This window comes from Haloprofundus sp. MHR1 (genome assembly GCF_005155585.1).
Classification (GTDB): Archaea; Halobacteriota; Halobacteria; order Halobacteriales; family Haloferacaceae; genus Haloprofundus; species Haloprofundus halophilus.
The window spans coordinates 1,311,788-1,332,577 of sequence record NZ_CP039833.1 but is presented as its reverse complement, the minus strand read 5'-3'; the positions used below and the strand labels follow the sequence as shown (position 1 = coordinate 1,332,577).

Sequence of the window (20,790 nt, the reverse complement as noted above, 5' to 3'; positions counted from 1 at the left end):
ACCGCGGTTCACGAACGCTTATCCGAGAGAACGACGAAGCGGGCCCCGATGGCCGCCTCCGACGAGGTCGCGTACGTCGACCACCCGCTTCTCGCCCCCAGTTTCATCGAGCGCCGGCTCTACCAGATACAACTCGCCGGCACTGCACGCGACGCTCACACGCTCGTCTGCCTCCCCACGGGGCTCGGGAAGACGACGGTCAGCCTCCTCGTCACGGCCGAACGCCTCGCCGAAGTCGGCGGCAAATCGCTCCTCCTCGCGCCGACGAAACCGCTCGTCCAGCAGCACGCCGACTTCTACCGCGAAGCCCTGTCGATACCCGACGACGACATCGTCGTCTTCACCGGCGACGTCCGCCCCGACGACCGGGCGGCGCTGTGGGACGAGGCTCAAATCGTCATCGCTACCCCTCAGGTCGTCGAGAACGACCTCGTCGGCGGCAGAGTGAGCCTCGCCGACGTCACGCATCTCACCTTCGACGAGTGCCACCGCGGCACCGGCGACTACGCGTACGTCTACATCGCCGAGCGCTACCACCAAGATGCGGAGAACGCGCTCGTCACCGGCATGAGCGCGTCACCCGGCGGCGACAAGGAGGATATCCTCACCGTCTGTGAGAACCTCGGCCTCGTCGACGTGACGGTGATGACCGAAGACGACGCCGACGTGGCCGAGTACACCTACGACACGGAGGTGGAGTGGGAGCGAATCAGCCTCCCCGAGGAGATTCTGACTATCCGCGACGCGCTCAACGAGGTCATCAAAGACCGGTTGAGCAAACTCAAGTCGCTCGGCGTGACGCGGGCGACGAGCCCCGACATCTCCCAGAAGCAGCTGAACGGCATCCGCGCCGAGTTGCAGAAGATGATCAACGCCGACGACGGCGACGGCTACAAGGGGATGTCCGTCCACGCGGAGGTGATGAAACTCCGGCGGGCGGTCGAACTCGTCGAGACGCAGAGCGTCGAATCCGTCCGGAGATACTTCGAGCGCCAGCGAAACGCCGCTCGCTCGTCGGGCGCGTCGAAGGCGAGCCAGCGCCTCGTCGCCGAACCCAAGGTCCGAGAGGCGATGCGACTGGCCGAGTCGTTCGACGAACTCCATCCGAAGTTCTCGAAAACGCGCATCCTCCTCGCCGAGACGCTGGGTCTCGGCGGCGGCGAGCGCGTCATCGTCTTCACCGAGTCCCGGGACACCGCCGAAGCTCTGACCGACTTCCTCTCGGGGAGCTTCGACACGCGGCGCTTCGTCGGCCAGGGCGACAAGGAGGGCTCCGACGGGATGACCCAGAAGGAACAGCAGGAGACGCTCGACGCGTTCCGAGCCGGCGAGTTCGAGGTGCTCGTCTCGACCTCCGTCGCCGAGGAGGGTCTCGACGTGCCCGAGGTCGACCTCGTACTGTTCTACGAACCCGTCCCGACGGCGATTCGCTCCATCCAGCGGAAGGGCCGAACCGGTCGCCAGACCGAAGGTCGAGTCGTCGTCCTCATGGCCGAAGACACCCGCGACGAGGCGTACTTCTGGATCTCCCGACGCAAAGAGAGCCAGATGGAAGACGAGTTGAAGAAACTGAAGGGCGTCGCCGACGAGGTCGAAGACGAACTCGACGACTCCCAGCAGAGTCTCGACGCTTTCGAGGGAAGTGCGGGCGGAGAGAGCGGCTCGGCCGCCCGCGAGAAACGGTTGCAACCCGGCCTGACGGAGTTCTCCGCGTCCGACGGGGACGGCTCGACGGTCGACAGTGCGACGGTCGACGGCGCGGACGACGAGGGAGTGACCGCCGACGAGGACGACACCGACGACTCGGACGGCGTCGTCGCCACCGCCGACAGCGGCGACGACGAGGACGTCGTCGAGATCGTCGCCGACCAGCGCGAACTCGACTCGACCATCGCCCGCGACCTCTCGACGCGCGAGGGAGTCAGGACCCGACTGGAGACGCTCGCCGTCGGCGACTACGTGCTCTCGGACCGCGTCGCCGTCGAGCGCAAGTCGGTGTCGGACTTCCTCGACACGCTCACCGGCGGCGACCGCTCGCTGTTCGAGCAGGTCGCCGACATGTCGAGACACTACTCGCGGCCCATCGTCGTCATCGAGGGCGACCGCCTCTACGAGGAGCGAAACGTCCATCCGAACGCGATTCGCGGCGCGCTCTCCAGTCTCGCCGTCGACTTCGGGGTGAGCGTCCTCCGGACCGAGGACGAGAAGGACACCGCCGACCTGCTGGAGGTCGTCGCCACCCGCGAGCAGGTGAGCGCCGAGCGGTCGGTCAACGTCCACGGCGAGAAGAGCGCGAAGACGCTCGACGAACAGCAGGAGTACGTCGTCAGCTCCATCGCCGACATCGGTCCGGTGTCGGCGCGGGCGCTGTTGGAACACTTCGGCTCCGTCGAAGCCGTGATGATCGCCTCGAAAGACGAACTGCTGGAGGTCCACGGCGTCGGCGAGGTGACGGCCGACCGCATCCGCGAAGTCGTCGGAAGCGACTACTAGGCGTATTAGGTCCCCTAGGGGCTACACGGCGTTCCGGAGTAAGGCTCAAATAGCTCGGTCTGGGACTCAGTAGCATGGTGTGGTCGGACGACGCTTCGCGGTACGGACCTCCGCAACACGAACGCTACTGGTCGGAAGAGAGACTACTCTACGGCGGCAGCGAGCGGACACGTCCGACCGAACGGAGTCGATACACCTTCACGCCACACTATCGAGACGCGGAATCTCACCCCACCTGAACGCACCGTTTGTTCGAATACCAAGACTTGCAGCAGTTCACGGGCTGCAACTCGCCCACGACTCAGGAAGATGGCATCTCACGACTCGTTCGATTCGAGCGAAGAGATGGCGCTGTACGGTCCCGCACAGCACGAGACGGAATCGAACACCTCGGAACCGTTGTACGGGCCACCGCAACACGAGACGGTGACAGTCCCGAACCCCTGTTCCGGAAGCGAACTCGCGCGGCCGACCGTCGTCGCCGACTTCGACGGCGCCGACTTCGACGGAACCGACCCCGTCGACCGGCGGAATCGGTCGGCACGAAACGCGTCGACGACCGACTGAGGGCGTTTCGGCGCGATGTTCGCCCCGTGGTCCGTCGAGAGAGTAGGGTTTCGAAACCCGCCCTCGGCTCGGTTCGACCGTCGCGCTATCGGTTCAACGCCGAGAGCGTCTCCGCCGCCTCTCTGGCCGCCGACAACAGCTCTTTTGCCCGTCGTGGGTCCTCGGCGGACTCGGCGGCGGTGGCGTAGCGCGTCACCGTTCGGACCAGCGCGGCGCGTGCGTCGCTCAAGTCACCCGACGTCGACTGCGACGCCGGCTCCGTCGTCGTGGTTCGAGCGTCCACCGACGCGGCGGACGGCGAGAGAGACTGTCGGGTGGGTGAAGCGGCCTCACTCTCGTCGGCCGACGCGCGCCGAGTCGTCGACGGTTCTCCCGGCTGCGGCGGTTCCGGTGTGACTTCGACTTCGTCGCTTTCGTCGGTGTCGCCTCTGGCTTCCTGCTCCGGCTGCGTTCCGTCGGCGGTCGCTTCGGACTGTGCCGATTCGGTCGAACCGGCCGCCCCGCCCGACTCCGCGACTCGAGCGTTCTGACACGTCGGACAGAACTCCTGACCCTGATAGCGGAAGATGGGGTCGCCGCAGGTGTCGCAGTGTCTGTTCGTCATCGTCGCGCCCTTGAGGAGGAGTTCGCTCATCCGCTGGGTGGATTTGCGCTTCTCCTCGTCGCGGGCGAACTTCTCTCGGAGTTTCTCTCGCTCCGCTTCCTTGTCGAACTCGCTCATATCGCGGCACAAGGTCTCCTGTGCCGAAAAAGTCACCGGGGAACAGTCCCGCGGCGACGACGGGACCAGCGTCCGTCCCCCGCCGGCAACCGTCGTCGAATTTCGACGATCGACGAACCACGAATTCGGGTCAGTCGGGTTTTGTGGGGGGTTCCGAAGCGTTTAATCGCGTTCCGCGGTCAGATTTACGTGGTATGACGAAAGTGAGCGTGGTCGGTGCCGCCGGGACGGTGGGCGCCGCCGCTGGATACAACATCGCGCTGCGGGACATCGCCGACGAACTCGTCTTCGTCGACATCCCGGACATGGAGGACAAGACGGTCGGCCAGGCCGCCGACACGAACCACGGCGTCGCCTACGACTCGAACACCGTCGTCCGACAGGGCGGCTACGAGGACACCGAGGGCTCCGACGTCGTCGTCATCACGGCGGGCATCCCGCGCAAGGAGGGCCAGACTCGCATCGACCTCGCGGGCGACAACGCGCCCATCATGGAGGATATCGGCTCCTCGCTCGCGGAGTACAACGACGACTTCGTCTCTATCACCACCTCGAACCCGGTCGACCTGCTGAACCGCCACCTCTACGAGGCCGGCGACCGCGACCGCCACAAGGTCATCGGCTTCGGCGGCCGCCTCGACTCGGCGCGCTTCCGCTACGTGCTCTCGGAGCGGTTCGGTGCCCCCGTGAAGAACGTCGAGGCGACGATTCTCGGCGAACACGGCGACGCGCAGGTGCCCGTCTTCTCGAAAGTCCGCGTCGACGGCCGCGACCCCGAGTTCACCGACGACGAGAAGGAGGAGATTCTCTCCGACCTCCAGGAGTCGGCGATGGACGTCATCAGCCGAAAGGGCGCGACCCAGTGGGGTCCGGCGACGGGCGTCGCTCACATGGTCGAAGCGGTCCTCCGCGACACCGGCGAGGTTCTGCCGGCCAGTCTCGTCCTCAACGGCGAGTACGGCTACGAGGACACCGCCTTCGGCGTCCCGGTCAAACTCGGCTCGGAGGGAGTCGTCGAAGTCGTCGACTGGGACCTCGACGAGTACGAGCGGGATCTCATGGACGACGCCGCCGAGAAACTCCGCGACCAGTACGACAAAATCGCGTAACTGCGACTCGACGGCGGTCGATTCTCCCGCGTTTTTTGCGCCTCGCCGCTACCGACGCCGAGTGTCGGTCGAGTGGGCCGCTGCTACCGTATCAGTTGTTCCAACAGACGCGCCTGTCGACGCCGGGCGCGGACGTAGCCGACGGCGGTGTGACCGCACATCAGCAGACAGAAGACGAGAACGCCCGTCCCGACGGCCAACTCGAACCCGGTCTGGTTCAACTGGTCGAGGCCCGCGACGACTCCGGAGAGCGGGACGGTCGCTGCGGCGTGGAGCATCGGAATCACACCCGTCGCTACGCCGACCGGGTATAACGACATACGCCGACTACTCGACGGTAAGCAGACCCGACTCGCTCGAAACCAATGCCTATTCTCGCGTTCTCGGCGACTAAACGGCCGAAACGGCGGGAGAGTCACCGGCGGGGTGAGCGTCCGGAGCGAGTGGCGCCTCAGCGCCGTCGGAACCGACCGACTGGAAAACCGGTCCGTTCGCCCACTATCGGTCCGTTCGCCCACTATCGGTCCGTTCGTCCACTATCGGTCCGTTTGCTACTGCCCGCCCGAGAGCCGCCGTTTGAGCGCCGTCGCCGTCTTCTCGCCGACGCCCGGCACGTCGCGGAGGTCGTCCGCCGACGCCGTGCGAATGTTGTCGACACTCCCGAAACGTCTGAGCAGATTCCGTCGCGTCGCCGGTCCGACGCCGGGAACGTCGTCGAGGACGGTCTTCACGTCGTCGCGAAGCGTCTGGTGATAGGAGACGGCGAATCGGTGGGCTTCGTCGCGGACGCGCTGGAGCACGTGGAGGTGCGGGGCGTCGCTCGGCCAGTTGTACACCCCCGAGTCGGTGATGACCAACTCCTCGTCCTTCGCCAGCGCGATGGCGGGAACGTCCCAGCCGACCTCCCGAAGCGCGTCCCGCGCCGCGCCCAACTGGCCGTCGCCGCCGTCGACGAGCAGCAGGTCGGGGTCAGGTCTGTCGTCGCGGCCCTCGACGGCGCGTTCGGCCCGCCAGCGAATCAACTCCCGCATGTTCGCGTAGTCGTCGTTTCTGTCGGGGAGCTTCTTCCGCCGGTAGTCGGATTTCTCCGCACTACCTTCCACGAAACAGACGTCGCTGCCGACGACGGCTTTCCCTTGCGCGTGGCTCACGTCGAACCCCTCGATGCGCGTCGGCCGCGGAATGCCGAGCGCGTCCGCCAGTGCGCCGAGTTCGTCGCCGCGGGCGGGGCCGCGTCGGGCGTTCTTCAGCGCGAGTTCGACGAGTTTCGCCTCCCGGCCCGCGCCCGGGACGCGGACGCCGACGCCCTCGGCTTCGAGCCACGCCAGCAGTTCGCCGTCTTCGGGTCGCTCCGAGAGCAACAGCGCGTCGGGAAGCCGGCGCTCGGCGTAGTACTGGGGGATAAACGCCGAGAGAACCTCGGCGACTCTGTCCTCGCCCTCGGGCGCTTGCAGACGGTGCCGAGACCGGTCGACCAACTGTCCGCGTTCGCTGTGCAGGCGGGCGACGGTCGCCGTGTCGCCCTCGATGGCCGCGCCGAGAACGTCGACTTCGCGCTCACGACTCCGCCCGGAGACGGCCTCGCCGCCGCCGCCGTGGAACGACTCGACGGCGTCGAGTTTGTCGCGGAGGTTCGCGGCGCGCTCGAACTCCCGATTCTGCGCGGCTTCCTCCATCGCCCGCCGGAGCGGGTCGGCGAGTACGCCCGTCTCGCCCTCGAAGAACCGTACGACCGAGTCCGCGTCCTCCCGATACGCCTCCTCCGATATCTCGCCGGTACAGGGGGCCGTACAGAGACCCATCTCGTAGTCGAGACAGGGTCGGTCGCGTCCGCTGTACTTGTGGTCCGAACAGCCGCGGACGCCGTAGGTCTCGCGGAGCGCCTTCACGACCACGTCCACCCTCCCCTTGTCGGTGTACGGTCCGAACACCGTCGCTCCCTCCTCGGGGTCGCGCGTCACGTCGATCCGCGGGACGGGGTGGTCGGTCAACTGGACCAGCGGGTAGGACTTGTCGTCCTTGAGGCGGACGTTGTACTTGGGCTGGTGGCGCTTGATGAGGTTCGCCTCCAGCAGCAGCGCCTGCGTCTCGGTGTCGGTGACGGCGAAGTCGACTCCGTCGGCCCGCCGGACCATCCGCCGGATGCGGTCGCTTCGGGGGTCGGCGTACGACCGGACGCGGCTTCTCAGGTCGACGGCCTTCCCCACGTAGAGGACGGCGTCGTCGGCCAGAAACTGGTAGACGCCCGGCTCACTCGGTAACTCGGTTACGCGTTCGCGAACGCCGCTCGCGTCCATTCGTCTGCGGTTGGGCGCGAACGGGCTTGAGGGTGACGCGTTCGGTTCGACTCGACCGGGACCGTCGTCGCGGCGGGCCGGTTCGCGGGCCTGGGGACCGACTCGGTCCCTCCCGCCACCTACAAACCGTCGTCGCCCGAACGTGGCGTCATGGCCGACTCCGTCCGCTGCTGGTTCGTCGAGCGCGACTACACCGACCGCGACCTCATCGTCCTCACGTACGCGACGCTCGACGGCGAGCGAAGCTACCGAAAGGAGCTCGCGGTCACCGTCATCGACAAGTACGACGTGACCGCCGCCGTCGACGTCGACCCGGAGAACCTCGAACGAATAGACGACCCGGAACGTCGCGAGCGCTACGCGACGGAGGCCGAGCGGATGGCGGAGTCGCACGCTCCCGACGACGAGGTGTGACTCCCTCATCGGGGTTCTGCGGCGGTCGTACGGCCGCTGTGCCGTGAAACGGCCCCGCGAAATCATCACGAACCACGGTAACACGGAACCCAAAACACTTTATTTTGGACCGCGGCAAGCCCGCACCATGCCAGCTATCGAACTGTCGGACGTGACCAAGCGGTACGGCGACGTGACCGCCGTCCGCGACCTCGACCTCACGGTCTCGGAGGGCGAGGTGTTCGGCTTCCTCGGACCGAACGGCGCGGGGAAATCGACGACGATAAACATGTTGTTGGATTTCGTCCGCCCCACCTCGGGGACGGTCCGCGTGCTGGGCCACGACGCCCAGCGCGAGAGCGTCACCGTCCGGCAGCGAACCGGCGTGCTCCCGGAGGGATTCGACGTGTACGACCGCCTCACGGGGCGTAAACACATCGAGTTCGCGATCCGCTCGAAGGAAGTCGACGTCTCCCCCGACGAGATGCTCGCGCGCGTCGGTCTCTCCGACGCCGCCGACCGGAAGGCGGGCGGCTACTCGAAGGGGATGCGCCAGCGCCTCGCGCTCGGGATGGCGCTCGTCGGCGACCCGGACCTCCTCATCCTCGACGAACCCTCGTCGGGTCTGGACCCCGCCGGAGCCAAGGAGATGCGCGACATCGTGCGCAGCGAGGCCGACCGCGGCGCGACCGTGTTCTTCTCCAGTCACGTGTTGGGACAGGTCGAGTCCGTCTGCGACCGCGTCGGCATCATGCGCGAGGGCGAACTCATCGCCGAGGACAGCATCGAGAGCCTCCGCGAGGCGGCGGGCGGCGACGAGACGCTCGTACTCACCGTCGACAGCGCCAGTCAGGACGACCTCGACGCCGTCCGCGCGCTCGACGGCGTCTCGGGCGCGACGACCGACGGCGGCACCGTCACCGTCTCCTGTAACAGCGGCGCGAAGACGACAGTCATCGCCGCGCTCGAAGACCAGGGCGTGACGGTTCGAGACTTCGAGACGCAGTCGGCGTCGCTGGAGGACCTGTTCCTCGCGTACACCGAGAGCGAGGAGAAACGGGAGGTGTCGGCATGAGCTGGCAAGCGATCGCGCAGAAGGATTTCGAGGACGCCGTCCGCTCGCGGTGGGTGCTCGGTCTCACCGCGTTCTTCGTGCTGCTCATCGCGGCCGCGGCGTACTTCGTCCGCCCCGGTCCCGGTCAGACGTTCAGCTCCAACCAACTGCTCGGGATGGTCAGCGGGACGGTCGTAACGACGCTCATCCCGCTCATCGCGCTCGTGATGGCCTACGGTGCCGTCGTCGGCGAACGCGACTCGGGCTCTCTGAAGCTCCTGCTCTCGCTGCCGCACTCCCGCGCCGACGTGGTGTTCGGCAAAGTCGCCGGCCGCTCGCTGGCGTTGGCGGTGCCCATCGTCGTCGGGTTCATCGTCCCGGCGCTTCTGCTGGCGCTCGGCCCGCTGCAGTTCGACGCCGGTTCGTACGTCGGCTACACGCTCCTGACGGTGTTCCTCGGTGTGGTGTTCGTCGCCATCGCCGTCGGTTTCTCCGCGGCGATGTCCTCGCAGCGACTCGCCGTCGCCGGCGCTATCGCCCTGTACTTCCTGTTCGTCCCGCTGTGGGGGGCGGTTCGCTTCCCGCTGCAGCTGTACCTCGGGATGGGGGGTGGGCCGTCGTGGCTCCCGGTCTCCGGTCAGGACCTGTTCACCGCGTTCCAACTGCTGAACCCGAACGCGGCGTTCAAAATCATCTCCGAGGCGTTCCTCGGCGGACAGCTGTTCGCCGGACAGAGCGCGCGGCTGCAACTCGCCGCCGCCGGGATGCTCCTGGTGTGGCTCGCGGTGCCGCCGCTTCTCGGTTTCCTGCGGTTCGACGCGGCCGACCTCTGAGGCGACGACGGTCGCGCGTCTCTACGTGCCGTTCACTCTCGGCGGTCGTCCGAACCGAGACGCCGAAACAGGCGGAAACACGGCATCGAGACCACTACCCCGACGACCAGAAACAGCGGGACCGCCAGTGGCGGGGGTGCGAACGTCTGGAGCAGTACGGCGGCGACGAGCAACGCCGCGAAGTAGACGAACCCGACGGCTCGCAGCGTACTCGACTTCGCGGGTCTGGGATTCGTCACGTCGAGCATCGTCCGAGACACTGTTCAACATCACGATTAATATATCTATTTCTCGCTCTCGTCCGCGCTACGGCTCGTACTCGACGTCGTACTCCGCCAGCAACTCGGCGAACTCGTTCTCCTCTAGCACCGGCACGTCGTTCGCGTCGGCGTCGTCCAACTTCGACTGTCCGGGGCTGTCGCCGACGACGAGGTAGTCGGTGTTGCCCGAGACGCTTCCTGTTGCATTTGCGCCGTGCGCCTGCACGAGCGCCTCGGCTTCGTCGCGCGTCACCGACATCGCGCCCGTGAACACGAACGTCAATCCGCTGAGTTCGTCGCCGCCGTTCTCCGTTTCGTACTCCTGTGGTTCGACGCCGCGCGCACGTAGCGCCGCGATGGTCTCGCGGTTCTCCTCGCTCTCGAAGAACTCCCGAACTTTTCCGGCGACGGTCGACCCGATGCCGTCGACCGCCTCCAACTCCTCGGCGTCGGCGTCCATCACGGCGTCCAAGCTCCCGAACTCGTTGGCGAGGTCGCGCGCGGTCGCCAGTCCCACGTCGGGGATGCCGATGGCGGTCAGGAACTCCGGGAGAGCCGGCGCCTTCGCGGCTTCGAGTTCCGAGACGAGGTTGTCGGCGCTCGTCTCCCCCCAGCCGTCGAGTTCGGCGAGTTCCTCGCGCGTGAGGTCGTAGAGACCGGGGAGGCTTTCGACGAGGCCGGCGTCGAGCAACTGCTGGACCCGTTCGCCGCCGAGTCCCTCGATGTCGAGGGCGTCCCTGCTCGCGTAGTGTTCGATGGCGCGTTCGAGTTGGGCGTCGCACGCGAGTCCGCCGGTGCAGTAGGCGATGGGACCGTCTCGTTCGACGGCGCTCCCGCAGACCGGACAGTGCTCGGGGAACTCGAAGTGACCCTCCTCGCCGTTTTCGACGACTTCCTCGACGTAGGGAATCACGTCGCCCGCCCGCTTGATACGGACTCTGTCGCCGACGCTGACGCCGAGTTCGGCTATCTCGTCGGCGTTGTGCAGCGTCGCCCGCGAGACGGTGACGCCGCCGACGTCGACTGGGTCGAGGAGGGCGACCGGCGTGAGCCGTCCCGTGCGTCCGACCTGCACGACGATGTTCTGAACCGTCGTCACCTCGGTCCGCGCGGGGAACTTGTAGGCGAACGCCCAGCGGATGGAGCGGGCCGTCGCGCCCAACTCCTCGCACTTCTCGCGGTCGTTCACCTTGATGACGACGCCGTCGATCTCGTAGTTCAACTCGTCGCGGGCGCCCATCGTCCGGTCGCGGTACGCTATCACGTCTTCGATGTCGTCGATGACCTCGATTCGGTCGTTCGTCTTCAACCCGTAGTCGTCGAACGCCTCGTACTCGTCGGCGTTCGTCTCGAAGTCGATAGAGGCGCGCAGAACGTCGTAGAAGAAGCAGTCGAGCGGTCGCTCGGCGACGACGCTCGGGTCGAGCTGGCGGAGCGTCCCGGCGGCGGCGTTGCGCGGGTTGGCGAAGGGGTCCTTGCCGCGCTCGACGCGCGCTCTGTTGTGCTCCTGGAACGCGTCGCGGGGCATGAACACCTCGCCGCGGACGGCGAGGTCGTCGGGGTAGTCGCCGCGGAGACGCGACGGAATCGAGCGGATTCTGCGGACTTGCTCGGTCACGTCGTCGCCCTCGCGGCCGTTGCCGCGGGTCGCCGCCCGCCGGTACGCCCCGTCCTCGTAGATCACTTCCAGCGAGAGGCCGTCGAACTTCGGTTCGCAGACGAACTCGGTCTCACCGACCTCCGAGCGGACGCGGTCGGCCCACGCTCGAACGTCGTCGGCCTCGACGCTCTGGTCGATAGAGAGCATGGGGGCGACGTGTTCGACCGTCTCCAACCCGTCCATCGGTTCGCCGCCGACGCGACGCGTCGGGCTGTCGTCGGTCTGCAGGCCGAACTCGTCCTCCAGTTCCTGCAATCGCGCGAACAGCGCGTCGTACGTCCGGTCGGCGATGATCGGGTCGTTCTCGACGTAGTAGCGGTGGTCGTGCTCGCGGATGGCCTCGCGTAGCTGTTCGGCCTGTGTTTCGGCTTCGTCCTCCGAGAGGTCCTCGACGGGCTCGAACTCGGTCGATGGGTCGCGGAGATACGGATTCGACGACTCGTCGCTCATTACCTCTCCCTTGGTCGGCGTTCCGATAAAAAGCGTCAGACTTCGCTCGTTCGTCATCCCACTAGTTTTAGCCGCGCCTCATCTCACAGCAATCATGAATAAACGCGCGCTCGCCCTCTCGACCATCGTCCTCCTGGTGGTGGTCAACGCGACGATGGGCTCACTCGCCCTCTATCCGTTTTCGGAGAGAGACCACCGTCCGGTCGAGGACGCGTTCGTCGTCGACGAACCCGACGAGTACGCGGTCGATGCGCGTCTCGCCGTCGACGGTGAGACGGTCGTTTCGGTCGAGGCGACCATCTCGGACACCGAGGGACGGTACACGCGGCACGTGTCCGAGGAGGTGGTCACCGAGTCCTATCAGAACGCGACTTCCGACACGATACACACCCGTAGCGTATTCACCGGGGAGAGCGCCGAGAGACGAGTACGGCATCTCAGAGACAACCCCGACCGCACGGTCGTCAGCGAGGAGTGGGAGGGTGAGACGGTCACCGTCGTCTCGGTCGCGAGAGAACCGGGGGACGAACTGGACCCATCGGGAGCGGCGTCGGTGGTCACTCGAACCTTACTGCTGTCGACGTACGATCGCGTCTCGTCCGCCGACGAGCAGGGACTGCGGGTGCTCCGTCCACAGAACGGCTGGTACAACGGTAGTCGGTCGTACCGCCTCACGGACGTCTCCGGCGAAGTACGGTTCGACCCGACGACGGACGTGATACACTCCGCGGACGTGGAGTGGACGCTCGCGGACGGGACACCGACGTACGCCCACTACCTGCTCGTGCGGGACGACGCTGTCACACAGGAGATCTCGTACGAGTACAGAGACCACGGGATTCGCGTCGACACCCCCGACTGGGTTGACGACGCCGCGACAGCGACGCGTGGCGGTTCGTAACGAGTCGAATCGTCTACTGGCGACGTTTGCGAATCCCGCGAGGCTTATCCCGACGGACAGTCAACGCCGCCGTATGGACGAGGAGTTCCTCCTTTTGAACCCCGGCCCGGTCCCGGTCACCGACGAGGTGCTGGAGTCGATGGCCGAACCGATGGTCTCGCACCGATCCGCCGAGTTCGAAGCAGTGTACGAGCGCGCGCAGGACGGACTCGACTACGTTTTCACGCAGTCGACGCTCTCCGGCGAGTCGACCGCAGACGACGGAACGTCGCTGATTCTCAACGGCACCGCGACGATGGGGATGGAGGCTGCGGTCGCCAACCTCGTCGGTGATGGGGGAGAGGTCGTCTCGCTCGTCAACGGGAAGTTCGGCCGCCGCTTCGCCCGCATCGCCGACCGCTACGCGTCGGTGACGCGCGTCGAAGCCGACTGGGGCGACTCCATCCCGGTTGACGAAGTGGAGGAGGCCGTCACCGACGACACCGACGTGGTGACGATGGTCCACAACGAGACCAGTACTGGCCTCTTGAACCCCGCCGAAGCGGTCGGCGAAATCGCCGCCGACCACGACGCCATCTTCGTGATGGACGGCGTGACGAGCATCGGCGGCGACGAGATCCGACTCGACGACTGGAACGTCGATATCGCCATCACAGATGCACAGAAGGCGCTGGCCGCGCCGCCGGGCGTCAGCGCGATGTACGTCCGCGAGCGAGCGGTCGAGGCGTTCGACGGCGAGTCCGCGCCCTTCTACGAGGACCTCGACTGGCACCTCCGCAAAGCCGAGAGCCACCAGACGCCCTTCACGAGCGCCGTCCCGCTGTTCCGCGCGCTCGCGGTCGCCGTCGAGGAGATCGAAGCGGAGGGAATGGCCGAGCGCATCGCGCGACACCGCCGTCAGTCCGCGGCGTTCCGCGAGGGGTTCCGCGCGATGGGGCTGGAGTCGTTCCCCGACGCCGACGGCCCGACCGAGTTCTCGAACACGCTCACCGCCATCTCGCTGCCCGAGGAGATTCGCGGCGACGACTCCGAGGCATTCTTCGACGCGGTCAAGGACCGCAACGTCAGCATCTCCGGCGGCCAAGCGCACCTCGGCGGCGAAATCTTCCGCGTGAGCAACATGGGTCACCTGACGAGCGAGCAGATTCTCCGCGGGATTCGCACGGTGGGCGAGGCGATGGACGAGGTCGGCGTCGACGTGGATGTCGAGGCGGGACTGGAGACGGCCGAGGAACAGTTGGAGACCGCGACCGCGACGACCTCTGACGACTGAACGACGCCCTGTTTTCTCTCCGACCGTCGTCGAGCGAGCGGCAGCGACGAGCCTGCAGCATTTGCCGTAACTGACGGTTATATCCTTCTCAGAGAATATGCTTCTCGTACATGACTCGCGGCTTCAGAACCCGGAGCCTCCACGCCGGGCACGCGCCGGACCCCGTGACAGGCGCGCGAGCGCCGCCCATCTACCAGACCACGTCGTACGTCTTCGACGACGCCGACCGCGCGGCCGACCTGTACGCGCTCGACGCCGAGGGCGACGTCTACTCGCGCATCTCGAACCCGACCGTCCGAATCCTCGAAGATCGTCTCGCCGACCTCGAAGGCGGGACGGGCGCAGTCGCCACCGCCTCGGGGATGGCAGCGTTCGACAGCGCGACCAGCATTCTGGCCTCCGCGGGCGACAACGTCGTCGCCAGCGCCGACGCCTACGGCGGGACGAGCGCCTACCTCTCGAAGATGGCCAGCAGGCGGGGTATCGAGACCCGAACCGTCGAGACGCTCGACTACGACGCCTACGCCGACGCTATCGGCGAAGAGACTGCTTTCGTCCACGTCGAGACCATCGCCAACCCGTCGCTCGTTACACCGGACTTCGAGCGCGTCGCAGATATCGCCCACGAGCACGGCGCGCCGCTGGTCGTCGACAACACGTTCGCGACGCCGGCGCTGTGTCGCCCGCTCGAACACGGCGCGGACATCGTCTGGGAGTCGACGACGAAGTGGCTCCACGGCTCCGGGACGACTGTCGGCGGCATCCTCGTCGACGGCGGGTCGTTCCCGTGGGCCGACCACGAGGAGAAGTACCCGGAACTCGCGGGCGAGAACCCGGCGTTCGGCGTCGACTTCTCGGAGCGCTTCGGCGACGCGGCGTTCGCCACCGCGGCGCGACAGCGCGCCGTCCGTTCGCTCGGCAACCAGCAGTCGCCGTTCGACGCCTGGCAGACCTTGCAAGGGCTCGAAACCCTCCCCCTCAGGATGGACCGCCACTGCGAGAACGCCCGCATCGTCGCCGAGTACCTCGCTGACCACGACGAGGTAGCGTGGGTGACCCATCCCGGCCTCGACTCGCATCCGACGCACGACAACGCCGCCCGTTATCTCGCCGACTTCGGCGGGATGGTCACATTCGGTCTCGAAGGCGGCTACGAGGCGAGCAAGGCGTTCTGCGAGGAGACGGAACTCGCGTCCTTCCTCGCGAACATCGGCGACGCGAAGACGCTCGTCATCCACCCCGCCTCGACGACCCACGCCCAGTTGACGGAGGAGGAACAGCGCGCGGCGGGCGTCCGCCCGGACATGCTCCGCTTCTCGGTCGGCATCGAGAACCCGGAAGATATCTTGGCGGACGTAGAGCGCAGCATCGACCGAGCGACACGTTCCGGCGGAGAAACATGACGACAGTCGACCGCGACACCGTCTCGCTGGGCGAGTTCGAGTTCGAGTGCGGCGAGTCCGTCGACGACCTGCGAATCGCCTACGAGTCGTACGGCGAGTTCACCGGCGACAACGCCGTCTTGGTCTGCCACGCGCTCACCGGGAGCCAGCACGTTGCCGACGTGGACCGGTCGGCGTGGTCGCGCGACGACGCCGGCGTCGGCGAGGCGGACGAAGCAGAAGCCGAAGGCGACACCACCGCACAGACCGCCGGACAGGCTCGCGCGTGGTGGAACGACGTCGTCGGCCCCGGCAAAGCCATCGACACCTCCGAGTACTACGTCGTCTGCGCGAACGTCCCCGGGTCGTGTTACGGCAGCTCCGGCCCGTCGAGCGACGGTCCCGACGGCGAACCGTGGGGGACCGACTTCCCTCCCGTGACCGTCGGCGACTGGACGCGCGCGCAGCGCCGCCTGCTCGACGCGCTCGGCGTCGGCCGTCTCCACGCCGTCGTCGGCGGCAGCGTCGGCGGGATGAACGCGCTCGACTGGGCGCGGCGCTACCCCGACGACGTGACCCGACTGGTCGTCGTCGCTGCCGCCGCCCGCCTCGACCCGCAGTGCCTCGCGCTCGACGCCGTCGCCCGCCGCGCCATCACGACCGACCCCGACTGGAACGGCGGCGACTACTACGGAAAATCGGAGCCGGAGAACGGGCTGGCGCTCGCGCGGCAGTTGGGGCACGTGATGTACCTCTCGAAGTCGTCGATGGCCCAGAAGTTCGGCCGGCGCTCGGCGGGTCGCGACGCCCACCGCGAGGCGTTTCCGTCGGACCCCGCGGCCTCCTTCTTCCCGTACCGCGACGTGGAGTCGTATCTCGACTACAACGCCGACAACTTCGTCGACCGCTTCGACGCCAACTCCTACCTCTACCTGACGCGGGCGATGGACGACTTCGACCTCCGTGAGGGGTACGACTCGGACGCCGACGCGCTGGCGGCGTTCGCGGGGGAAGCCCTGCTGCTCTCCTTCACCGCCGACTGGCACTTCACCGTCGAGCAGTCCGAGTCGCTCGCGGAGGCGTTTCGGAGTTCGGACGTTCCAGTCGCCCACCACGTCGTCGACTCCGACCACGGCCACGACGCGTTCCTCGTCGAACCGGAGAACGTCGGCCCTCCCGTCGCGGACTTCCTCGAAGACGGCGTCGAGGGTCGCGCCATCACCGATACGGCCGTCGAGAGCGACGGGGGCACTGAAACCGAGTTCGCGCCCGTCCACTCCAGTCTGTTCTCGACCTGACTCGTCCGACCGCTTCGGTCCCACACGACCGACTCTGGTCACTTCGGTCCCACACGGCCGACTCTGGTCACTTCGGTCCCACACGGCCGACTCGTCGGTCGTTCGCGCCGTCGCTCCCGGTAGTGTCGCCGTAGCTCTCGGCAGTTCCTGTCTCGGTCACCCCGTTTTACCCTCGCCGACTGCTAACGAACCATCATGTCCGAGGAGAACGACGACACCCCCGACGCATCCGACAGCCCCGGCTTCCGAACGCGGAGCCTCCACGCCGGGCAGGACCCCGACCCGGCGACCGGCGCGCGCGCACCGCCGCTGTACCAAACGACCTCCTACGTCTTCGACGACGCCGACGACGCCGCCGCGCAGTTCGCCCTGGAGAAGCCGGGGCACATCTACTCGCGGCTGATGAACCCGACGAACGCGATGCTGCAGGAGCGCCTCGCGTCGCTCGAAGGCGGCGTCGGCGCGGTCGCCACCTCGTCGGGGATGGCGTCGTTCGACCTCGCGACGTTCCTGCTCGCCGAAGCCGGCGACAACGTCGTCTCGTCGTCGGCGCTGTACGGCGGGACGTACACCTACCTCACCCACACCGTCGAACGCCGCGGCATCTCGACGCGGTTCGTCGACGCGCTCGACTACGACGCCTACGCGGAGGCTATCGACGAAAACACAGCATACGTCCACCTCGAAACCATCGGCAATCCGGCGCTCGTGACGCCCGACATCGAGCGTATCGCCGACATCGCCCACGAGAACGGCGCACCGCTGTTCGTCGACAACACGTTTGCCACTCCCGCATTGTGCCGTCCGCTCGAACACGGTGCGGACCTCGTCTGGGAGTCGACGACGAAGTGGATTACCGGCGCGGGCACGACAGTCGGCGGCGCGCTCGTCGACGGCGGGTCGTTCCCGTGGACGGAGTACGCGGAGAAGTACGCCGAAATCGCCACCGACAATCCGGCGTACCACGGCGTCAACTTCGCCGAGCGCTTCGGCGACGCCGCGTTCACGTACGCCGCCATCGCCCGCGGTCTGCGGGATTTGGGCAACCAGCAGTCGCCGTTCGACGCCTGGCAGACGCTCGAGAAGTTGGAGACCTTACCCCTGAGGATGGACCGCCACTGCGAGAACGCCCAAATCGTCGCCGAGTACCTCGACGACCACGCGGCCGTCGAGTGGGTGAACTACCCCGGACTCGAATCGCACGAGACGCACGCGGAGGCCTCGGAGTACCTGGAGGGTGGCTACGGCGGGATGATCACGTTCGGCCTCTCGGCGGGGTACGACGCCGCCCGCGCGACGGTCGAGAGCGTCGAACTCGCCTCGTTGCTGGCGAACGTCGGCGACGCGAAGACGCTCGTCATCCACCCCGCGTCGACGACCCACCAGCAACTCACCGCGGAGGAGCAGGAGGCGGCGGGCGTCACCGACGACATGGTTCGGCTCTCCGTCGGCATCGAAGACCCCGAGGACATCCTCGCCGACTTGGACCAAGCCATCGAGGCGGCGACGAACTGAGCTTACTCCTCGGGCCGCAGCATGCTCCGTCCCTCGAACACCTTCCCCAGTCGATACATCGAGGCGACGATGGTGTCGCAGGCGGGCCGGACCGCGTTCTTCGGGAGGAATCCGACCGAGAACCCGGCGACTTCGAGCATCGGGAGGTCGTTCGCGCCGTCGCCGACGGCGACGGTCTGGTTCATCTCCACGTCGAGTTCGTCGGCGAGGCGTTCGAGTTCGCGGTCCTTCGTCCCCTCGATGAGTGGGCCTTCCGCCTCGCCGGTCAGTCGCCCGCCCTTCACGGGGAGGCGGTTGGCGACGATGGTGTCGACCTCGACCCCCTCCGCTTCCAGTGCAGTTTCGACACCGCGCTCGAACCCGCCGGTGAGGATAGCGGTGTGGTGGCCGTAGTCGTTGAGCCGTCTGATGAGTTTCGCCGCGCCGGGTCGGAGTTTCACCTCGTCGTACGCCTCCTGCGCGCGTTCCTCCTCCAGTCCTTCGAGGAGCGCCGCGCGGTCGTAGAGGCTCTCCGCGTAGCTGAGTTCGTCGTTCATCGCCCGCTCGGTGATGTCGGCCATCTCGTCGGCAACACCCTTCCGCTTGCCGAGCAGCACCGTCATCTCCGAGTCCGAGAGCGTTCCGTCGAAGTCGAACGCGACGAGTTTCATGCCGAGTGAGAGGGGGGCCGCGGGTTTGAAACCACCCGAAACGGCACGTTTCGCGCCCCTACCCCTCACCGGGTCGCTATCGAGGGAGACGAGCCGAACGCGGACGACTGGGTCGTTTCCCGATTATCGCCGACGCGCTCGCCGACCGGTCCCGCCGAAGCGATGCACGTCACCGAATCCTTCGTGCAATCCGACGCGCCAGATTGGACACGAACGTGCATATCGAGCGACTTGTATCACCCCTCGCCAAGCATGCCTGTGAAGAAACCCTTAACCGCTATCCGAAGAAGCGTAGAGCCATGAAGGTGCTGGTCACCGACCCTATCGCGGACGCCGGCTTGGAACGACTCCGCGAGGCGGGTCACGAAGTCGAAACCGCCTACGACGTAGCGGGCGAAGAACTGCTCTCGGCCGTCGCCGACGCCAACGCGCTCGTGGTTCGCTCCGGAACCGACGTCAGCCGTGAACTGTTCGACGCGGCCCCCGACCTCGTCATCGTCGGCCGCGCCGGCATCGGCGTCGACAACATCGACATCGACGCCGCCACCGACCACGGCGTCATCGTCGCCAACGCGCCGGAGGGGAACGTCCGCGCCGCCGCCGAGCACACCGTCGCCATGGCGTTCGCCGCCGCGCGCTCGATTCCGCAGGCGCACGTCCGCCTGAAGGCCGGCGAGTGGGCCAAGAGCGACTACCTCGGCACCGAGATCAACGGTAAGACCCTCGGAATCGTCGGCTTCGGTCGCGTCGGCCAGGAAGTCGCCAAACGCCTCGGCAACCTCGGTACGGACCTCGTCGTCTACGACCCCTACATCTCTGAAGAGCGCGCCGACCAGTTCGGCGCGGAGCTCGTCGACGAACTCGACGCCTGTCTCGCCCGCGCCGACTTCCTGACGATTCACACCCCGCTCCTGCCCGAGACGCGCGGGATGATAAGCGAGGACGAACTCGACACGTTCGGCCACGGCTACATCGTCAACTGCGCGCGCGGCGGCATCATCGACGAGGACGCGCTCGCGGCGGCCGTCGAAGACGGCACCGTCGCCGGCGCGGCGCTCGACGTGTTCGAGGAGGAACCGCTCGCGGAGGACTCGCCGCTGCTCGGCGTCGACGACATCATCGTCACGCCGCACCTCGGCGCGTCGACCGAAGCGGCCCAGGAGAGCGTCGCCGTCGACACCGCCGAACAGGTGCTCGCGGCATTCGCGGAGGAGCCCGTTCTCAACGCACTGAACGCGCCATCGGTCGACGAGAAGGCGTTCCCGCGCATCAAGCCGTACATCGGTCTCGCGGAGACGGCCGGCAAGATCGCCGCGCAGGTGTTCGGCGAGCGCGTCTCCGAGATCGAGGTCGCCTACGACGGCGACATCGCCGCCGAGGACGTCGAACTCGTCACCGCGAGCGGCCTGAAAGGCGTCTTCGAGCCGCTGGAGTGGCAGGTCAACGCGGTCAACGCGCCGCACCTCGCCGAGGAGCGCGGCATCGACGTCACCGAGAGCAAGAGCAGGCAGAGCGAGGACTTCCAGAGCCTCGTCACCGTCACCGTCGGCGACGGCGAGGAGACGCTCTCCGTGAGCGGAACCCTCTTCGCCGGCGAGGAACCGCGAATCGTCCGCATCGACGGCTACCGCGTCGACGCCGTCCCGCACGGTCACATGCTCGTCGCGCGCAACTACGACAAACCGGGCGTCATCGGCCTCATCGGCACCGTTCTCGGCGACCACGACGTGAACATCGCGGGGATGTTCAACGCCCGCGAGACTCGCGGTGGCGAGGCGCTCACCGTCTACAACCTCGACTCGGCGGTTCCCGAGGAAGCCGCCGAAGCGCTTCTGGCCGACGACCGTATCATCGGCGTCCGCACCATCGTCCTCAACGGCGACGCCGAGGCGCGACGACTCGACATCGCCGCCGAGTAATCGAGGTCCGAGCAG

Annotated in this window: 18 protein-coding genes; 12 read left to right on the top strand and 6 right to left on the bottom strand. The window is 67.1% G+C overall.

Going from position 1 to position 20,790, the window contains the following annotated elements; genetic code table 11:
- Positions 1-48: 48 nt before the first annotated feature.
- Together FCF25_RS06660 and FCF25_RS06655 are read left to right on the top strand one after the other, a co-directional pair.
- Positions 49-2,493 (top strand): DEAD/DEAH box helicase, encoded by a 2,445-nt coding sequence (locus FCF25_RS06660; protein ID WP_137047818.1) that lies wholly within the window; start codon positions 49-51, stop codon positions 2,491-2,493.
- Positions 2,494-2,802: 309 nt separating this feature from the next.
- A complete protein-coding gene (locus FCF25_RS06655; protein WP_137047816.1) occupies positions 2,803-3,060 on the top strand; it encodes a hypothetical protein in 258 nt (85 codons plus the stop codon).
- Between the two features lie 85 nt (positions 3,061-3,145).
- Here the strand turns inward: FCF25_RS06655 and FCF25_RS06650 are convergent, their stop codons facing one another.
- Positions 3,146-3,781: an Sjogren's syndrome/scleroderma autoantigen 1 family protein gene (locus tag FCF25_RS06650; protein ID WP_137047814.1), complete on the bottom strand. Its 636-nt coding sequence runs from the start codon at positions 3,779-3,781 to the stop codon at positions 3,146-3,148.
- A 194-nt stretch (positions 3,782-3,975) separates the two neighbouring features.
- Between FCF25_RS06650 and mdh the strand changes: the two genes are divergently transcribed.
- Entirely contained in the window at positions 3,976-4,890 is a 915-nt protein-coding gene (gene mdh, locus FCF25_RS06645; RefSeq protein WP_117593818.1) for a malate dehydrogenase, read from the top strand.
- 83 nt (positions 4,891-4,973) lie between these two features.
- On the opposite strand, the gene FCF25_RS06640 is transcribed toward mdh, so the two are convergent.
- Together FCF25_RS06640 and FCF25_RS06635 are read right to left on the bottom strand one after the other, a co-directional pair.
- On the bottom strand, positions 4,974-5,210 hold the full coding sequence (locus FCF25_RS06640) for a hypothetical protein (RefSeq protein ID WP_137047812.1): 237 nt from the start codon (positions 5,208-5,210) through the stop codon (positions 4,974-4,976).
- A gap of 231 nt (positions 5,211-5,441) precedes the next feature.
- Positions 5,442-7,187 (bottom strand): excinuclease ABC subunit C, encoded by a 1,746-nt coding sequence (locus tag FCF25_RS06635; protein WP_137047810.1) that lies wholly within the window; start codon positions 7,185-7,187, stop codon positions 5,442-5,444.
- Positions 7,188-7,337: 150 nt separating this feature from the next.
- Here FCF25_RS06635 and FCF25_RS06630 point away from each other — a divergent pair, with 150 nt between their 5' ends.
- The 3 genes from FCF25_RS06630 (at position 7,338) to FCF25_RS06620 (ending at position 9,467) form a co-directional block, all read left to right on the top strand.
- Positions 7,338-7,601, top strand: a complete 264-nt coding sequence (locus FCF25_RS06630; protein WP_117594211.1) for a hypothetical protein — start codon at positions 7,338-7,340, stop codon at positions 7,599-7,601.
- 127 nt (positions 7,602-7,728) lie between these two features.
- A complete protein-coding gene (locus FCF25_RS06625) occupies positions 7,729-8,655 on the top strand; it encodes an ABC transporter ATP-binding protein (protein WP_117593824.1) in 927 nt (308 codons plus the stop codon).
- Positions 8,652-9,467: an ABC transporter permease subunit gene (locus tag FCF25_RS06620; protein ID WP_137047808.1), complete on the top strand. Its 816-nt coding sequence runs from the start codon at positions 8,652-8,654 to the stop codon at positions 9,465-9,467. The genes FCF25_RS06625 and FCF25_RS06620 overlap by 4 nt, the downstream gene beginning before the upstream one ends.
- Positions 9,468-9,499: 32 nt before the next feature.
- Here the strand turns inward: FCF25_RS06620 and FCF25_RS06615 are convergent, their stop codons facing one another.
- On the bottom strand, positions 9,500-9,715 hold the full coding sequence (locus FCF25_RS06615) for a hypothetical protein (protein ID WP_117593828.1): 216 nt from the start codon (positions 9,713-9,715) through the stop codon (positions 9,500-9,502).
- 58 nt (positions 9,716-9,773) lie between these two features.
- The gene (ligA, locus tag FCF25_RS06610) at positions 9,774-11,837 is read right to left on the bottom strand and encodes an NAD-dependent DNA ligase LigA (protein WP_137047806.1); all 2,064 of its coding nucleotides are present in this window, start codon (positions 11,835-11,837) and stop codon (positions 9,774-9,776) included.
- A 94-nt stretch (positions 11,838-11,931) separates the two neighbouring features.
- On the opposite strand from ligA, the gene FCF25_RS06605 reads away from it, so the two are divergent.
- The 5 genes from FCF25_RS06605 (at position 11,932) to FCF25_RS06585 (ending at position 18,206) form a co-directional block, all read left to right on the top strand.
- Positions 11,932-12,738 carry a hypothetical protein gene (locus FCF25_RS06605; protein WP_137047804.1) on the top strand — a complete coding sequence of 269 codons (807 nt, stop codon included), beginning with the start codon at positions 11,932-11,934 and terminating at the stop codon, positions 12,736-12,738.
- 73 nt (positions 12,739-12,811) lie between these two features.
- Entirely contained in the window at positions 12,812-14,011 is a 1,200-nt protein-coding gene (locus FCF25_RS06600) for an alanine--glyoxylate aminotransferase family protein (RefSeq protein WP_137047802.1), read from the top strand.
- A 110-nt stretch (positions 14,012-14,121) separates the two neighbouring features.
- Positions 14,122-15,414: an O-acetylhomoserine aminocarboxypropyltransferase/cysteine synthase family protein gene (locus FCF25_RS06595; protein ID WP_137047801.1), complete on the top strand. Its 1,293-nt coding sequence runs from the start codon at positions 14,122-14,124 to the stop codon at positions 15,412-15,414.
- Positions 15,411-16,691 (top strand): homoserine O-acetyltransferase, encoded by a 1,281-nt coding sequence (gene metX / locus FCF25_RS06590; protein WP_137047799.1) that lies wholly within the window; start codon positions 15,411-15,413, stop codon positions 16,689-16,691. The genes FCF25_RS06595 and metX overlap by 4 nt, the downstream gene beginning before the upstream one ends.
- Before the next feature lie 195 nt (positions 16,692-16,886).
- Positions 16,887-18,206, top strand: coding sequence for an O-acetylhomoserine aminocarboxypropyltransferase/cysteine synthase family protein (locus FCF25_RS06585; RefSeq protein ID WP_137047798.1), 1,320 nt, complete (start codon positions 16,887-16,889; stop codon positions 18,204-18,206).
- A 2-nt stretch (positions 18,207-18,208) separates the two neighbouring features.
- On the opposite strand, the gene serB is transcribed toward FCF25_RS06585, so the two are convergent.
- Positions 18,209-18,856 carry a phosphoserine phosphatase SerB gene (serB, locus tag FCF25_RS06580; protein WP_137047796.1) on the bottom strand — a complete coding sequence of 216 codons (648 nt, stop codon included), beginning with the start codon at positions 18,854-18,856 and terminating at the stop codon, positions 18,209-18,211.
- Positions 18,857-19,155: 299 nt separating this feature from the next.
- On the opposite strand from serB, the gene serA reads away from it, so the two are divergent.
- Positions 19,156-20,775 carry a phosphoglycerate dehydrogenase gene (gene serA / locus FCF25_RS06575; RefSeq protein ID WP_137047794.1) on the top strand — a complete coding sequence of 540 codons (1,620 nt, stop codon included), beginning with the start codon at positions 19,156-19,158 and terminating at the stop codon, positions 20,773-20,775.
- Positions 20,776-20,790 lie beyond the last annotated feature (15 nt).

What these genes read in the sequence shown, in the direction of transcription:
- FCF25_RS06660 (WP_137047818.1), top strand. Translation starts at nt 49, where the DNA reads ATGGCCGCCTCCGACGAGGTCGCGTACGTCGACCACCCGCTTCTCGCC.
- FCF25_RS06655 (WP_137047816.1), top strand. Translation starts at nt 2,803, where the DNA reads ATGGCATCTCACGACTCGTTCGATTCGAGCGAAGAGATGGCGCTGTAC.
- FCF25_RS06650 (WP_137047814.1), bottom strand. Translation starts at nt 3,781, where the DNA reads ATGAGCGAGTTCGACAAGGAAGCGGAGCGAGAGAAACTCCGAGAGAAG.
- mdh (WP_117593818.1), top strand. Translation starts at nt 3,976, where the DNA reads ATGACGAAAGTGAGCGTGGTCGGTGCCGCCGGGACGGTGGGCGCCGCC.
- FCF25_RS06640 (WP_137047812.1), bottom strand. Translation starts at nt 5,210, where the DNA reads ATGTCGTTATACCCGGTCGGCGTAGCGACGGGTGTGATTCCGATGCTC.
- FCF25_RS06635 (WP_137047810.1), bottom strand. Translation starts at nt 7,187, where the DNA reads ATGGACGCGAGCGGCGTTCGCGAACGCGTAACCGAGTTACCGAGTGAG.
- FCF25_RS06630 (WP_117594211.1), top strand. Translation starts at nt 7,338, where the DNA reads ATGGCCGACTCCGTCCGCTGCTGGTTCGTCGAGCGCGACTACACCGAC.
- FCF25_RS06625 (WP_117593824.1), top strand. Translation starts at nt 7,729, where the DNA reads ATGCCAGCTATCGAACTGTCGGACGTGACCAAGCGGTACGGCGACGTG.
- FCF25_RS06620 (WP_137047808.1), top strand. Translation starts at nt 8,652, where the DNA reads ATGAGCTGGCAAGCGATCGCGCAGAAGGATTTCGAGGACGCCGTCCGC.
- FCF25_RS06615 (WP_117593828.1), bottom strand. Translation starts at nt 9,715, where the DNA reads ATGCTCGACGTGACGAATCCCAGACCCGCGAAGTCGAGTACGCTGCGA.
- ligA (WP_137047806.1), bottom strand. Translation starts at nt 11,837, where the DNA reads ATGAGCGACGAGTCGTCGAATCCGTATCTCCGCGACCCATCGACCGAG.
- FCF25_RS06605 (WP_137047804.1), top strand. Translation starts at nt 11,932, where the DNA reads ATGAATAAACGCGCGCTCGCCCTCTCGACCATCGTCCTCCTGGTGGTG.
- FCF25_RS06600 (WP_137047802.1), top strand. Translation starts at nt 12,812, where the DNA reads ATGGACGAGGAGTTCCTCCTTTTGAACCCCGGCCCGGTCCCGGTCACC.
- FCF25_RS06595 (WP_137047801.1), top strand. Translation starts at nt 14,122, where the DNA reads ATGACTCGCGGCTTCAGAACCCGGAGCCTCCACGCCGGGCACGCGCCG.
- metX (WP_137047799.1), top strand. Translation starts at nt 15,411, where the DNA reads ATGACGACAGTCGACCGCGACACCGTCTCGCTGGGCGAGTTCGAGTTC.
- FCF25_RS06585 (WP_137047798.1), top strand. Translation starts at nt 16,887, where the DNA reads ATGTCCGAGGAGAACGACGACACCCCCGACGCATCCGACAGCCCCGGC.
- serB (WP_137047796.1), bottom strand. Translation starts at nt 18,856, where the DNA reads ATGAAACTCGTCGCGTTCGACTTCGACGGAACGCTCTCGGACTCGGAG.
- serA (WP_137047794.1), top strand. Translation starts at nt 19,156, where the DNA reads ATGAAGGTGCTGGTCACCGACCCTATCGCGGACGCCGGCTTGGAACGA.